Raw genomic sequence first — 12,628 nt, forward strand, 5'->3', positions numbered from 1 at the left:
TCCAGATGACTGTTGATTGGAAAACCGAGATGAAAGCGTTGTTTGTTGGGTCACGTTGGGTCTGTGTGAGCACATGCCTGGTGGTTGCGTCAGTGGCCCTGCCTGCATGGGCTCAGCCCAGCACCTACGAGGTCAAGCCGGGTGACACCGTCGAACAGGTCATTCGCCACACCATGGGCGACAGTCCGCTGAAAACATCGGTCTTGCGACAAGCCTTGATGGCACACAACCCACAGGCCTTCACCCAATCCACGCCTCGCGTGCTGATTGCGGGTGCCATTCTCAAAGTGCCAAGCACGGAGAATCTCTTGCACCAGCAATTGCCCAGCAAATCGGCCACCCCAGCCGTGGCACCTGTGGGTGGCTACACCACCGCCGACATGAACATGAACGAGCGCAAAAACTGGGTGCGCTTTCCCTGACATGGCCATCCTCGGGCCCGAGGGCGTCCACCAGATCCCGCGTGTTGCACCCGTCCATTTGGACATGCGGCAGGTGTATGTCGAGGCGGCTGTCGCCCGCCAGCTGGGTTTGCACGATGGCCAAGTGGTTCAGGCTACGGCCGCTTTGCGGCACGATCAGCTCAAGCTGGTGCTCAATGAACATGTGTTCAACCTGCCCCTGTCGCCTTACATCAAAGAAGGTGACCTGGTGCAACTGCGTGCCCACCTGTTGCCCACCGGGCAATGGTCTTTGCAGCTCTTGCACTCGGGCAGTTTTGCGGGGCACGACCCGCTCAATCCGGCACCCGCACAGCCTTCACGCCTGAACACCTTGTTATTTCAGCCCTCGGGCTTTGCCAATTGGCTGGGCTTGCTGCGTCCCGGGGTGTTGGAAGCCTTGCTCCCCGCTGGGCAAAGCCAAGGACTTTTAGAGCGCTTCAATGCCCAGCGTTTGTCCATGGCCAGTTTGCAGCCGCAAACACTCAAGCGTTGGGTTCTCAAGCACACCAAATCGGCAGAGGCCAATTTGGCCGAAGGCGTGACCGTGCAAGACGATCCCAAAGTCTTGCTGCGATGGCTCCTCAACGCACAGGCCAGCGAAGACACGCAAGAGACCCAGGCCAATTCAGACATGTTGCAACACGCCCTCGATGAGCTGGAAGGCGCACAGGTGCAGGCTGTACAAGACCTGCACAAGGGAGATGTCAATTTCTCCCTGGTGATTCCGTTTGCCGACGCCGACCCCCTGGAGATGCAGTTTGAGCGCCAAGGCCACAAGCCTGGTCAACCTCACAACCCGATGGTGGTGAACATGCACACGCACAGCCGAAGCTTGGGCGAGGTGTGGCTCAAGACCACCATCCGTCAAAACGCACAAGTGGACTTGACCATGTGGGCGGTCAAGGAAGAGGTGGCATCACTGGCCCGCTTCAACGCCAGCGAGCTGACCTACGAGTTGGAGAGCGCAGGCTTGGTGATGGGGAGTTTTCAAGTCTTCAATGCCCGACGTCCCGACAGCCAGCCCATGCGCGAGCCAGTGGACCACGGCGCCCTCATTGACACGCGGGTGTAAGAACCGTTGTGAAAGCCATGAATCCCAAACCCTACACAGAAGCCGTGGCCCTGGAATATGGCCGCAACAAAACCCCGGTGGTCAGTGCCAAGGGCGATGGTGAGCTGGCGCAACGCATTGTGCGAGAGGCCCAGCGTCAGGGGGTGTATGTGACCGAAGACCCACGCTTGCTGGCCATGCTGAGCCGACTCGATGTGGGGCAAGAAATTCCAGCCGACATGTTCAATGCCGTGGCGGTGATTTTGTCTTGGGTGTACTGGCTCAAGGGCATGCAGCCCGGCGACGAGAAATGAATCAAGCGTCGCTGTAACCGCGCCCGCGCCCACGCCGCGTGCGTGAGAGCTGACCGAGGCGGTCATAGATTTCGACCGTGCTGGTCGGGTCCTGGACCTGCAAACTTTGCAGGGCACCACGGATGGCGTCAATTTTTCGATGGATCAACACTTCGTTGCGGCGATGCAAGTCGCGGCAATGCACCATGTGTGCTTTGAAGCCGTCCCACTCGGGGCTCAAAGCGTCCGCAGACTCAGGGCCTTGAATGTCTGCGAGTTGCGTGAGCTCTTGCAGCAGGGCGTTCTTGCGCACTTGGGTGGCCTCAAAGGCATCCAAGTTTTGCGCTTTCAGGTGCTCGAACTCAGTTTCCAACAAGGCTTCGAGTTCGCCAGCCACAGCCAAAGCACGCGACAGGTTGTCGCTTAGTGCTTCAGCGCTGGCTACGGAGCTGTGCATGTTCAGTCAGAGACCGTTCAGTTCGAGATCATTTTTTCCAGCGCCACAAAGCTCTCGGCGATGCGGCGTGGATTGATGGGGTAGTTGCCATCTTTGATCGCTTGCTTGATGGACTCCACCTTGGCGCGGTCAAAGTCCGGCTGTGCCATGACTTTCTGGGCAACGTTGCTCAAACTCACTTTGTCTGCTCCGGCTGCTGCCTTGTCAGGCGCTTGCGTGGTGGACTCTTCTTTGCTTTGTGCGGCTGAAGAGCTTTTCTTGTCGACCTTATCGATGGCGCTGCGCATTGCAGCATTCGATTGGGCCATTCGTCCGTAGTTCGAAATAGCGTCACTCATGATGTTCTCTCTTTCTTGAACCCGTCAAAGCGGGTCAAAACCTTTTCACAACACTTCAATCGACCCCAAATTCTAGAACTTGAGGGCTTTTTTTGAATTCTTTTCGAGGCTAACACTTTTCACCTCAGTCGAGCCGTATTGGGCCCAGTGATCACTGCTGTCAAAGATCGACCCGACTCGCTGTTTTTCAAGCGAATTTGCTCACCCAAACCACCATCTTGCAAAGATTCTGCGCGCATGGTGATCAAAAAGCCTTGCCCGGCTCCAGCGGTGACCTGAACTTCTTGACCGCGCTTGACCAGAACGGCCATTTTGAGGTCATAAGTTTTCAAAGGGGTGTTGGGTGTCAGATCACGCACCAGCTCCATGTTGGCAATCAACTGGGGGTCGATGATCAATTGGCTCTCCATCCCCGCAGCGGGCATCTCGGCCACGCTGAACATGGACGGGCTGAGTTGGGTGCCGCGCTTCAACAATTCCTTGCTCACCAAAACTTTGTGCAACACGGGCGCTGCAGGCCCCCCGCGTGTGACCACGGCAGGTTCAGCGCCCTGGTTCAAGGTCACATACAACTGCCATTGCGGTTGTGGGCAGCGCACACGCACCGACGGTTGGCCTGGAAAGGGTTGGTCAAATTGCAGGGTTTGTTGACAGTTTTGCACGTTGATGCGGCTGTCCAGTGGTGCCACGTGCACGGTTTTGCCCTGGAAAGCAGGGGCGCTGGCCGCCCATTGCAGCGCTTGTTTTTGCAGCACATCGAAGGCGCTGGGTGGGGCTTGGTTGGGTTCTGCCGCAGCTGCCTCGGTCAGGCTGAGCGCCCACCACAGCAGGCTTGCAAGCGCCAGCATCCATCCCCAGCGCCTGGCCTGGAGGGCAGGGCGACTGTCGGAATTTATTAGGCACAGCACTTGCATATTCATTCGGGTCTGGTGTTGGTTTTTTGACTTTTTTCGAAAGACCTTCACCCTGTTGCAAGAACGAGACCAGCTTTTTTAACCACGGACTTCACAAGGCCAGCCATGCGATTTGATCCGCCCACGACCCCCACGGTGACCAACACCGATGCCTCTGGCTTCCCCCAGCTGGCTCGCAGTCCCTTGGCGTTCGCGCGCTCGGCGCCTGCCTTCACGCGCGCACTCGCGGCAGCCCAACCGCAGCCCAGTGGCGATCTGGTGGTGCCTGCGGGGCTGTCAGCCAGTCTGTCCGCCGGTTCAGCGCCTGTGGCCAACGCCGCACCCTGGAATATTTCGGTCCAGGCGGGTCAAACCTTGAGTGGCATCGTGCGCGACCAAATGGCGTCGCGGGGTGTCAGTATTTCCAACAACGAGGCCATGCGTTTGTCGCAAAGCGTGGCGCGCGCCAACAACATCAACAACGCCAACCTGATCCATCCCGGTCAGCGTGTGAGCCTGGACAGCCTGACCCCCTTGGTCAATCAGGCCCAGGCGGCTTACAACGCCAAAGCCGTCACGGCTGGCAACAACAACGCGACCACCACCGCATTGGCAGGCACGGCCCAGGTGCAACTGTTGTCACGCATAGACCGCAGCAACAACCCGGTGTTGGAGAAGACCATTGACCGTGCGGTTGAAAAAGGCTTCATTCCCGCGCAAGACAAACAAGCCGTGATGAACAAAATTGTGCAGTTGTCAGAGCAACACCGCTTTGCGCCCGATGACTTTGCCCGTCTCACCTTGATGGAGAGCGATGGCATGAATCCCAAAGCCAGCAACAGCCGCTGTCACGGCATCATCCAGTTTTGCGATGGTCCTGACCGTGGTGCGGCCAGTGCAGGGTTCGGCGCCAACCCCAAAGCGATTCTTGGCCACAGCGTCTTGAAGCAACTCGACATGGTGGACAAATACTTTGAAGACACCGGGCTGAAAAACTTTGGCCCTGTGGGTTTGGATGATTTGTATTTGACCGTGCTCACGCCCTCCGCGCGCAACGAAACGCGTCCCAATGTGGCGCTCAACATTCCAGGCCAGCAAGCGGCTTACCTGCACGTCAACCGCGACACGCGCGCGCCCATCACACGCAACTCCATCTTGGCGGGCTTGCACCAAAACGCCAACGAGCGCTTGGGAACCGATGTGGCTCAGCGCAACAGCTTGCAAGCCGCGCGCATGAGCGCATATGCCGCGCAAGCGGTGGTCACCGAAGTGAACTGAAGCACGCGAGCCGCTTGAACCAAGCCCAGACGTGGGGCTCGGGCTGAGAGCGGCAACACAGCGGCAAGTTGTTGCCGCAAACAGCGTCAAAAACACTTGGCACATCTTTTGCACCCATCGACATGAAGCCTCACAACTTGAGGTTAGGTGTCAATGAATTGGAGTCAATCCAGATGGGAGCTGTGTGATGGATGTTTTTTCAAACGCATTTGGAATACACGAGAAAGCGTTGGGCGTGCGCAGCCAACGCATGGAAGTGTTGGCGCGCAACATCGCCAACGCGGACACGCCCAACTACAAAGCGCAAGACGTTGACTTCAAGGCCATGCTCAAAGAAGCCAAGACCGAGTACTTGACGGCCACCAACGAAAAACATTTCGCGGGTATTCAAGAAGCACCTGACAACGGCATGCGCTACCGCACGCCTTTCAACAGTTCGTTTGACGGCAACACCGTCGAGATGAACGTTGAACAAGCCCAATACGGTAAGGCGGCCACGGACTACCAGGCCACCTTGCAATTTTTACAAAACCGCATCGGCGGTCTGCGCAAAGCCATGCGCGGGGAGTGATGACACATGCAACTCGATAACGTCTTTGGCATTGCAGGCACGGCGCTCAACGCGCAGTCCATCCGCATGAACACCACGGCCTCGAACTTGGCCAACGCCAACTCGGTGGCCGGCAGCGAGGCCGAGGCCTTTCGGGGCAAACGCCCCCTGTTCAAGGCCTTGATGAAAGAAGAGATGACCCACGCAGGCGCGCAATTCGTCGGCGGCGTCAAGGTGGACCGCATCGTGGACGACACCGCGCCTGTGCGCAAAACCTGGGAGCCGGGTAACCCGTTGGCTGACAAAGAAGGCTATGTCTTTCACTCCAACGTGAACGAAATGTCTGAGATGGTCGACATGATGGCCGCCTCGCGCTCTTACCAAAACAACGTCGAGGTAGTCAACACCGCCCGACAACTGATGTCGCGCACCCTCGACATCATCAAAAGCTAACAGCTAACGCTGCGGAGAAACACACATGGCGATTGACACCACTTCCAGCCTGAGCGCATTGCCCAGCAACATCATGAGCACGGCGCAGTACAAGGCACAGCAAGATGCTGCCAAGTCTGCGGCTGCCACCAAGGGCATGGGCCAAGACGCTTTCCTCAAGCTGTTCACCACACAGTTGACCAACCAGGACCCCACCGACCCTGTCAAGAACGAAGCCTTCGTGGCCCAGTTGGCGCAGTTCTCGCAACTCGAAGCCACCACCGCCATGAAGACCAGCATGGAAAACATGGCGGCCTCCATGAGCGGAGACCGCATGCTGGGCGCTGCGTCGCTGATCGGTAAAACGGTTTCGGTGCCCGATGGCCCGGTTGCCGTGACCGACACCACGGTGGCGCAAGGCGTGATCAATTTGCCCACGGGTGCCGACGGCATCAAGTTACAAGTCTTCAACGACAAAGGCGCGTTGGTTCGTTCGCAAATCATTGGCGCGCAGCCGGTGGGCGACTTCACCTTGGCGTGGGACGGCATGACCGACGGCGGTGCTGCGGCACCCAACGGCACTTACCGCTATGTCGCCACGGTCAACAGTGCTGGCAAAACAACCACCCCCACTGTCAACACCTACGCCACGGTGCGTAGTGTCAGCAGCTCATCCACGGGCGACGGCACTTTGTTGTTGGAAGTTGATGGCGGCAAAACCGTGAATTTGGCAGACGTCAAGCGCGTCGGTTCCTGATCCGCAGATTTAAGAATTTCTCACTGGAGTTAAAGCACCATGTCTTTTTATACCTCTCTGACCGGCTTGAACGCCGCCACTGCCCAGTTGGGTGTGACCGCCAACAACATCGCCAACGTGAGTACCGTTGGTTTCAAGCGCAGCCGCGCTGACTTTGGTGACATTTTTGCCACCTCGCCTTTGCAAAAAGCCTCTTCGACCATTGGCCAAGGTGTGTCGCTCAAACGTGTGACGCAAGAGTTCGGGCAGGGCAACATGACCTTCTCGTCCAACACCTTGGACTTGGCGATCAGTGGCGACGGTTTCTTCCCGCTCAAATCGCAAGACGGTTTCCAAGACATCTTCACGCGCAACGGCTCGTTCATGATGAACGACCAATACAACGTGGTGAACTCGGCAGGTCAACGTTTGATGGCGGCGTCAGTCGACTCGTCCGGCAAGGCCAACTTGACCGACATGAATGTGTTGACCATTCCGCAAAAAACCACCGGCATGGCCACGCAGACCAGCAAGGTGCAATTGGGTCTGAACTTCCCGGCTGACGCGCCGGTGATCAAAGCAGATTTCAACCGCAACGACCCCACCACCTACAACAAAAGCACAGCGTTGACGGTGTATGACGGCGGTGGTAACGGTTACCTGGCCACGGTGTATTACGTCAAAACACAAAACGCGAGTCAAGCAACCCCCAACAACAAATGGCAAACCTTTGTCTATGTGGGTGACCAATTGGTCGATGCCTCTTTGCAGCAAGCCACCAACAAGACCGGTGACTTGATGTTTGTCAACAAATACGGCGAACTCAAAGCGAAGGGCGACTTCAAGTCAGCGGAAGACATTGCCGCCTTGAACAGCAGCTTCTCCAAGAAAACCTACAAATTCTCGCTGGACCAGTTGAACGATGTGCGCACCTCTCAGCCCGCAGCCATCACTGGCGGCAGCGCCATCAACCTGGGCACTGGCTCCAACGACGGCGTGGACTTTTCTACCTACAACGATTTGAACAAATCCGACCTGCTGTGGAAGCAAGGCAGCAGCGCTGTCACCTACGCTTTGAGCACAGGTAGCTTGGCCACCACGGACTCCGTGTCTTTGACCTTCGGCAGTCCGACCACAAAAACCATTTCTGTGCCGGTGGCCGCGTCTACCGAATTGACCACAGCCGCCATGGCCAAGGCCTTGAATGCTGACTCCGACTTTGGCGCTAAATATGTGGCCCAAGTGCCCACCACAGCGACTTTGACTGGCGTGTCTTTTGGCTCTACGCCCGCTGCGGGCGACTTCTCCAGCTTTTCCATGACCTTGGGTGGCAAGTCCATCAGCATCAGCAACCTCGCGCCCGTGTCAGGCTCCCTGACCTCGTTGGCCGCTGAGTTGGAAACTCGCTTGCGTCGTGAAGACGGCGGCAAAACAGACATCAGTGTGAGCGTGAACGGCAGCAACCTCAACATTGTGGATGCCTCGGGGCGCCTCATCACCACCGCCGCACTGACCAAGACCGTGGCTTCTGCGGCCATTGGCACCTCCACCTTCTCCAGCGGAGAGCTCAAAATCACGGCCATCGACCCCAATGTGTCTGCCACTGCCATTGCAGCAGACATCGCCGTGTCTCAGGCTGGAACGCCCCTCGCGACAGGCTTCATCACAGCCAACGACACGCCCTACCCGCGTAGCCAAGCAGGCTATGTGTTGACGGCTGCGAGTTCTCCATTCAAAGCCACCTTTGGTCCAGATGCAGCGCCCATCACGGTCACCGGTACCAGTGTGGCCGCCTTTGCCCAAAGCTTGAACGACGAAGCGACTTTTGCCCAGTCTTACAAAGCCAGTGTGTTGCCCGATGGCGTGACCTTGGTCGTCACGGCCTTAGACCCGACCACCGCCAACGCTGCGGCGATCACAACCGCCCTGAATATTTCTCAAACCCCATCTGGGGGCAGCTACACCCCTGTCCTCAGCTCGGCAGCTTCAGCCAGTGGACCGACCTTCAACGGACGGCCCGCTGACGCCAACTTCGCAGGTAAGAAAAGCGTTGACGATTTGAAAGACTTGTTCTCTATCAACATTGACAACTCGATCGACCCGGTGACGGTTGGCCTAGAGAGCTTGGTGGGTAAAAACTTGCGACTCTCGGGTGCTCAAATTGCAGCCGAGTTGACCAATGCCATCAACCGTGCCTATGGTGACGAAAAGCCTTTCAACTTTTCGTCTTTGATTGGGCCAACCTTTTCAATCCAACTCACCCCAGCCAACGGGTCGACACCACCAGCCAAGCTAGACATTGACTTGTCGCAAGCGGGTGACGCCAGCCACAACATGCGTTACGAAGACTTGGTCAAGTCAGTGCAGTCGGTGGTGGACGCCAACCCAGCCTACAAAGGCATTGTTGTCTCCTACGACACGGTGACACAAAAACTGGTGTTCACGCCTGGTGGCAACGACAAGGTGACCATCAGCAGCATTCAAAGCTCGATTGGCTTGACCAATCCTGCCGTGCAAGGCGTCAACGACGACAACGTGGGCATCAGCTTGAGCCCCTCTGCATCGGCCAGTTCTTACCGTGCCGTCAACGATGAACGCTTTGGTGCCAAGGTCGAGTACGACGCGGTCAAAGGTGCGTTTGTGTTCAAGTCCGGCACCACAGGTGACGCGTCCAGCGTGATCATCTCCAACATCAAACCCAACAGCTTGGCGACCCAAAGCTCCAAAGGTCTGGGCATGACAGGGGATGCCAACAACTATGTGGTCAAACCCTCCAAGGTGGACGCCATGCGCGGCATCAGTTCATTGCCGGCGGTGCTCAATGGCAACGCCATGGCGGTGAACGTCGACAACAACTTTTCGGTGGATGACACCAACAACAAATTCGTGGTTTCGGTCAATGGCGTGACGGGCACGGTGGTCGTGCCCCCCAAAGACACCTACACCTTGGGTACCTTCATGGAAGCCCTGCAATCAGGCATCAACAGCTTGCAAGGCCCGTCTGTCGATGGCGCTACCCCGCAAACGGTAGATGGTGTCAAAGTCACTTTCGACTCGAAGAAAAATGCCCTGGTGTTCACCACCGGCACGGCATCCACCGAGTCCTACATCAAGGTCACAGGCGATTCGCGTTGGGGCTTGGACGGTTTGGATGCCCAGTTCGGTAAAACCACCACGTGGATCAAACCCACCCCATTCAAGGACGCGAAAAACGCCACGGTGTACATCGACGGTTTCGGCAAAGAGTCCTCCACGGCTGCGGGCTTTGATGTCTTGCCCGAGTGGTCACCGGTTTACTTCGACAAAGGCGAGCTGACCTTTGACACGGCGGGTAACTTGGTCTCTCCCAAACAAGGCGCACAACTCGACACCGTGTATCTGCCAAACGGTAAAGGTTCTTTGACCATCAACATCGACTACTCCAAGTCGACCCAGTTTGCCTCGCCCTATGCGGTGTTGTCGCAGTCGCAAGACGGCGCACCCGAAGGTGACCTGGTGGGCTTGGCCATCAAGGACGATGGCTTGGTCAACGCCAGCTATTCCAACGGCGCCCAAAAGTCGCTTGGCAAAGTGGTGTTGGTGAACTTCTCCAACCCCACGGGCTTGCGCCAGATTGGCGACACCAGTTACTACAAAACCTCTGACTCCGGCACGCCTAAGTACGGTGAGGCAGGTTCAGCTGGTTACGGCACGGTGCGCTCGGGCGCGACCGAACGTGCCAACGTGGACTTGACGCAAGAGCTGGTGGACCTGATCACCGAGCAACGTAACTTCCAGGCCAACGCCAAAGCGATTGAGACCAGCACCTCGCTGACCTCGACCATCATTCAAATCCGTAACTAAGCGGATTGACGCACGCATCGACTGAAAGAGTGACATGGACCGCTTAGCCTTTAACGCGATGGCCGCGATCAACGAAGAGCGCATTGGGCGCCACCAGTTGTCCAACGACATCGCCAACGTGTCCACCGTCGGTTTCAAAAGAACCTTCGAAGTCACCTTGCAGCCACACCAAGCCGTGGGCGAGGGCTTTGACTCACGCTTGCAGCCGCGCATGTATGCCAACGACCAAATCATTTTGGACCCTGGTCCTTTGATGGTCACCGGGCGTGACTTGGACGTGGCCATGAACCACAAGACCGTGTTGGGCGTGACCGCCAGCAACGGTGAGTTGGCTTTCACACGGCGCGGTGACTTGAAGGTCAACTCCAATGGCGTGCTGGAAACCGGCTCGGGCCACATTGTGCGCAGCCAAGACGGTGGGCCCATCACTGTGCCGCAAGGCTTCAAGCTGTCGTTTGGCTCAGACGGCAACCTCTACGCCATCGACCCGGCCCAACCGGGCGTGCCGCAACAACAAGTGATTGCACAGCTCCTGCTCAAGGACGCCAGCGACACCGCCTTGGCCAAACGTGAAGACGGCTTGTTCAAAGTTGACGGAAAACCTCCTGGCACAGACTTTGCAAGTGGTACAGGGCCAGTTTCTTTGACACCGCAGGCCCTAGAGGGCAGCAGCGTCAATCCAATGGCATCGATGGTCAAGCTGATTGAACAGAGCCGCTCGTTTGAGCATCAGGTTCGAATCATCAAAGAAAGCAAGTCCAACGACGAGTCCGGCGCTTCCATGATGAAGGTCGGCTGAATTTGACAGATTACTAGGGAGCGAACAACCATGGACGCATCATTGTGGGTAGCCAAGACAGGTTTAGACGCGCAGCAAACGCGTATGAACGTGATCTCCAACAACTTGGCCAACGTGAACACGACCGGGTTCAAACGCGACCGCGCGGTGTTTGAAGACTTGCTCTATCAAAACATCAAGCAACCCGGTGGCCAAACCACGGCCAACACACAGTCTCCCACCGGCTTGATGCTGGGTACGGGTGTGAAGATCAATGCCACTGAAAAACTGCACATGCAGGGCAACATGGTCAACACGCAGGCGCCGTTGGATGTGGCCATCACGGGTGACGGTTACTTCCAAGTTCAAATGCCCGATGGCACCACCAGCTACTCGCGCGACGGCAACTTCAAAATCTCCAGCACCGGTCAATTGGTCACGGCTCTGGGTTTCCCGATGGTGCCCAACATCACCATTCCCAACAACGCAGCTGCGTTGACGATCGGCCGCGATGGCGCGGTGAGCGTGGAGTTGGTGGCAGGTGCAGGAGCACAAAACATTGGCCAGGTTCAATTGGCGCGTTTCGTCAACCCAAGTGGCTTGAAGCCCATTGGCAACAACTTGTACGAAGCCTCACAAGCCAGCGGCGCTGCGCAAATTTTGCAACCCGGTGTCAACGGTGCGGGTACTTTGAACCAAGGTTCTTTGGAGGCCTCCAACGTCAACGTGGTGGAGGAGATGGTCAACATGATCGAAACCCAACGCGCCTACGAGATCAATTCCAAAGCCATCTCGGCGGTGGACGGCATGCTCAAGTTCTTGAACCAAAACGTTTGATCAAGGCACATCATGAACACGCTGCGCTCCCTCTCTGCTTTGGCCCTGGTGGCCTTGTTGCAAGCCTGTGCTGCCGACAACACCGAGTTGGTGTTGAAGCCATCACCCGAATTTGCCCCGGTCTATCCACTGGCCTCCGACCGGCCAAAAGTTGCCACCGGCGGCATCTACAGCAACCGCCAAAGCGATGCCTGGTTTGGCCGTGGCCGCAATTACCAAGTGGGCGACATCATCACGGTGTTGTTGAACGAATCCACCCAAGCCGCACGCACTCAAAACAGCGAAATCAACCGTGATTCGAAAAACACCTTGCCCTCGGGTTTCAGCACCCAGGTGGGCAAGATGAGTCCGTTCTTGAACGGCATTGATTTGACCAACAACGCCATTGACAGCAAGAGCAAAGGCCAAGCAGACCAACAGGCCTCCTTGGTGGGCTCGGTGGCTGTGACGGTGGTTGAAATTTTGGCCAACGGCAACTTGGTCATCCGCGGTGAAAAGAAACTCGGTTTGGCCGAGGGCACCGAAGTGATTCAAGTCACCGGGGTGATTCGCCCTGAAGACGTGGGCCCCAACAGCACCGTGCAGTCGCGCCGTTTGGCCAACGCACAAATTGCTTACCGTGGTACCGGCGACTTGGCCAATGCCACACGCGTGGGCTGGGGAACCAGCTTGATGCACAAGCTTTGGCCTTTCTGATTG

The 12,628-nt window shown here is 57.1% G+C and carries 14 protein-coding genes; 11 read left to right on the plus strand and 3 right to left on the minus strand.

The genetic code is table 11. The features are described 5' to 3' along the window. The first annotated feature begins 5 nt into the window (after positions 1–5). From B9Z41_RS04270 to B9Z41_RS04280, 3 genes are read left to right on the plus strand one after another with little or no spacing between them, the layout of a single operon-like run. Positions 6–422 (plus strand): FimV family protein, encoded by a 417-nt coding sequence (locus B9Z41_RS04270; RefSeq protein WP_143474147.1) that lies wholly within the window; start codon positions 6–8, stop codon positions 420–422. Between the two features lies 1 nt (position 423). Next, positions 424–1,515, plus strand: a complete 1,092-nt coding sequence (locus B9Z41_RS04275; protein WP_100145415.1) for a hypothetical protein — start codon at positions 424–426, stop codon at positions 1,513–1,515. A 17-nt stretch (positions 1,516–1,532) separates the two neighbouring features. Further along, positions 1,533–1,808 (plus strand): EscU/YscU/HrcU family type III secretion system export apparatus switch protein, encoded by a 276-nt coding sequence (locus B9Z41_RS04280; RefSeq protein WP_100145792.1) that lies wholly within the window; start codon positions 1,533–1,535, stop codon positions 1,806–1,808. A gap of 1 nt (position 1,809) precedes the next feature. Here B9Z41_RS04280 and B9Z41_RS04285 read toward each other — a convergent pair whose 3' ends face one another. From B9Z41_RS04285 to flgA, 3 genes are all read right to left on the minus strand, one after another. Further along, the gene (locus tag B9Z41_RS04285; RefSeq protein ID WP_100145417.1) at positions 1,810–2,244 is read right to left on the minus strand and encodes a flagellar export chaperone FlgN; all 435 of its coding nucleotides are present in this window, start codon (positions 2,242–2,244) and stop codon (positions 1,810–1,812) included. A gap of 17 nt (positions 2,245–2,261) precedes the next feature. Continuing rightward, entirely contained in the window at positions 2,262–2,582 is a 321-nt protein-coding gene (flgM, locus tag B9Z41_RS04290) for a flagellar biosynthesis anti-sigma factor FlgM (protein WP_100145419.1), read from the minus strand. A 119-nt stretch (positions 2,583–2,701) separates the two neighbouring features. Beyond that, positions 2,702–3,430, minus strand: a complete 729-nt coding sequence (flgA, locus tag B9Z41_RS04295; RefSeq protein WP_158236137.1) for a flagellar basal body P-ring formation chaperone FlgA — start codon at positions 3,428–3,430, stop codon at positions 2,702–2,704. Between the two features lie 171 nt (positions 3,431–3,601). On the opposite strand from flgA, the gene B9Z41_RS04300 reads away from it, so the two are divergent. The 8 genes from B9Z41_RS04300 to B9Z41_RS04335 all read left to right on the plus strand — a co-directional run bounded on the left by B9Z41_RS04300 (position 3,602) and on the right by B9Z41_RS04335 (position 12,625). Continuing rightward, complete coding sequence (locus B9Z41_RS04300) at positions 3,602–4,753, plus strand: hypothetical protein (RefSeq protein ID WP_100145423.1); 1,152 nt, start codon at positions 3,602–3,604, stop codon at positions 4,751–4,753. A 187-nt stretch (positions 4,754–4,940) separates the two neighbouring features. After that, on the plus strand, positions 4,941–5,324 hold the full coding sequence (flgB, locus tag B9Z41_RS04305; protein WP_100145425.1) for a flagellar basal body rod protein FlgB: 384 nt from the start codon (positions 4,941–4,943) through the stop codon (positions 5,322–5,324). 6 nt (positions 5,325–5,330) lie between these two features. Further along, positions 5,331–5,756, plus strand: coding sequence for a flagellar basal body rod protein FlgC (gene flgC / locus B9Z41_RS04310; RefSeq protein WP_100145427.1), 426 nt, complete (start codon positions 5,331–5,333; stop codon positions 5,754–5,756). Between the two features lie 25 nt (positions 5,757–5,781). After that, positions 5,782–6,492, plus strand: a complete 711-nt coding sequence (locus tag B9Z41_RS04315) for a flagellar hook assembly protein FlgD (protein WP_100145429.1) — start codon at positions 5,782–5,784, stop codon at positions 6,490–6,492. 39 nt (positions 6,493–6,531) lie between these two features. Next, positions 6,532–10,314: a flagellar hook-basal body complex protein gene (locus tag B9Z41_RS04320; protein WP_100145431.1), complete on the plus strand. Its 3,783-nt coding sequence runs from the start codon at positions 6,532–6,534 to the stop codon at positions 10,312–10,314. Positions 10,315–10,348: 34 nt separating this feature from the next. Continuing rightward, on the plus strand, positions 10,349–11,113 hold the full coding sequence (locus B9Z41_RS04325) for a flagellar basal body rod C-terminal domain-containing protein (protein WP_100145433.1): 765 nt from the start codon (positions 10,349–10,351) through the stop codon (positions 11,111–11,113). Between the two features lie 30 nt (positions 11,114–11,143). Then, positions 11,144–11,929, plus strand: coding sequence for a flagellar basal-body rod protein FlgG (gene flgG / locus B9Z41_RS04330; protein WP_100145435.1), 786 nt, complete (start codon positions 11,144–11,146; stop codon positions 11,927–11,929). 12 nt (positions 11,930–11,941) lie between these two features. After that, positions 11,942–12,625: a flagellar basal body L-ring protein FlgH gene (locus B9Z41_RS04335; RefSeq protein WP_100145437.1), complete on the plus strand. Its 684-nt coding sequence runs from the start codon at positions 11,942–11,944 to the stop codon at positions 12,623–12,625. Positions 12,626–12,628: the final 3 nt, after the last annotated feature.

The organism is Limnohabitans sp. JirII-31 (assembly GCF_002778315.1).
Lineage (GTDB): Bacteria > Pseudomonadota > Gammaproteobacteria > Burkholderiales > Burkholderiaceae_C > Limnohabitans.

Coding starts and splice junctions, on each gene's coding strand:
- flgA (WP_158236137.1), bottom strand. CDS start 3,430: ATGCTGGCGCTTGCAAGCCTGCTGTGGTGGGCGCTCAGCCTGACCGAG.
- B9Z41_RS04280 (WP_100145792.1), top strand. CDS start 1,533: ATGAATCCCAAACCCTACACAGAAGCCGTGGCCCTGGAATATGGCCGC.
- B9Z41_RS04270 (WP_143474147.1), top strand. CDS start 6: ATGACTGTTGATTGGAAAACCGAGATGAAAGCGTTGTTTGTTGGGTCA.
- B9Z41_RS04285 (WP_100145417.1), bottom strand. CDS start 2,244: ATGCACAGCTCCGTAGCCAGCGCTGAAGCACTAAGCGACAACCTGTCG.
- flgB (WP_100145425.1), top strand. CDS start 4,941: ATGGATGTTTTTTCAAACGCATTTGGAATACACGAGAAAGCGTTGGGC.
- B9Z41_RS04325 (WP_100145433.1), top strand. CDS start 10,349: ATGGACCGCTTAGCCTTTAACGCGATGGCCGCGATCAACGAAGAGCGC.
- flgC (WP_100145427.1), top strand. CDS start 5,331: ATGCAACTCGATAACGTCTTTGGCATTGCAGGCACGGCGCTCAACGCG.
- B9Z41_RS04300 (WP_100145423.1), top strand. CDS start 3,602: ATGCGATTTGATCCGCCCACGACCCCCACGGTGACCAACACCGATGCC.
- B9Z41_RS04320 (WP_100145431.1), top strand. CDS start 6,532: ATGTCTTTTTATACCTCTCTGACCGGCTTGAACGCCGCCACTGCCCAG.
- B9Z41_RS04315 (WP_100145429.1), top strand. CDS start 5,782: ATGGCGATTGACACCACTTCCAGCCTGAGCGCATTGCCCAGCAACATC.
- B9Z41_RS04335 (WP_100145437.1), top strand. CDS start 11,942: ATGAACACGCTGCGCTCCCTCTCTGCTTTGGCCCTGGTGGCCTTGTTG.
- B9Z41_RS04275 (WP_100145415.1), top strand. CDS start 424: ATGGCCATCCTCGGGCCCGAGGGCGTCCACCAGATCCCGCGTGTTGCA.
- flgG (WP_100145435.1), top strand. CDS start 11,144: ATGGACGCATCATTGTGGGTAGCCAAGACAGGTTTAGACGCGCAGCAA.
- flgM (WP_100145419.1), bottom strand. CDS start 2,582: ATGAGTGACGCTATTTCGAACTACGGACGAATGGCCCAATCGAATGCT.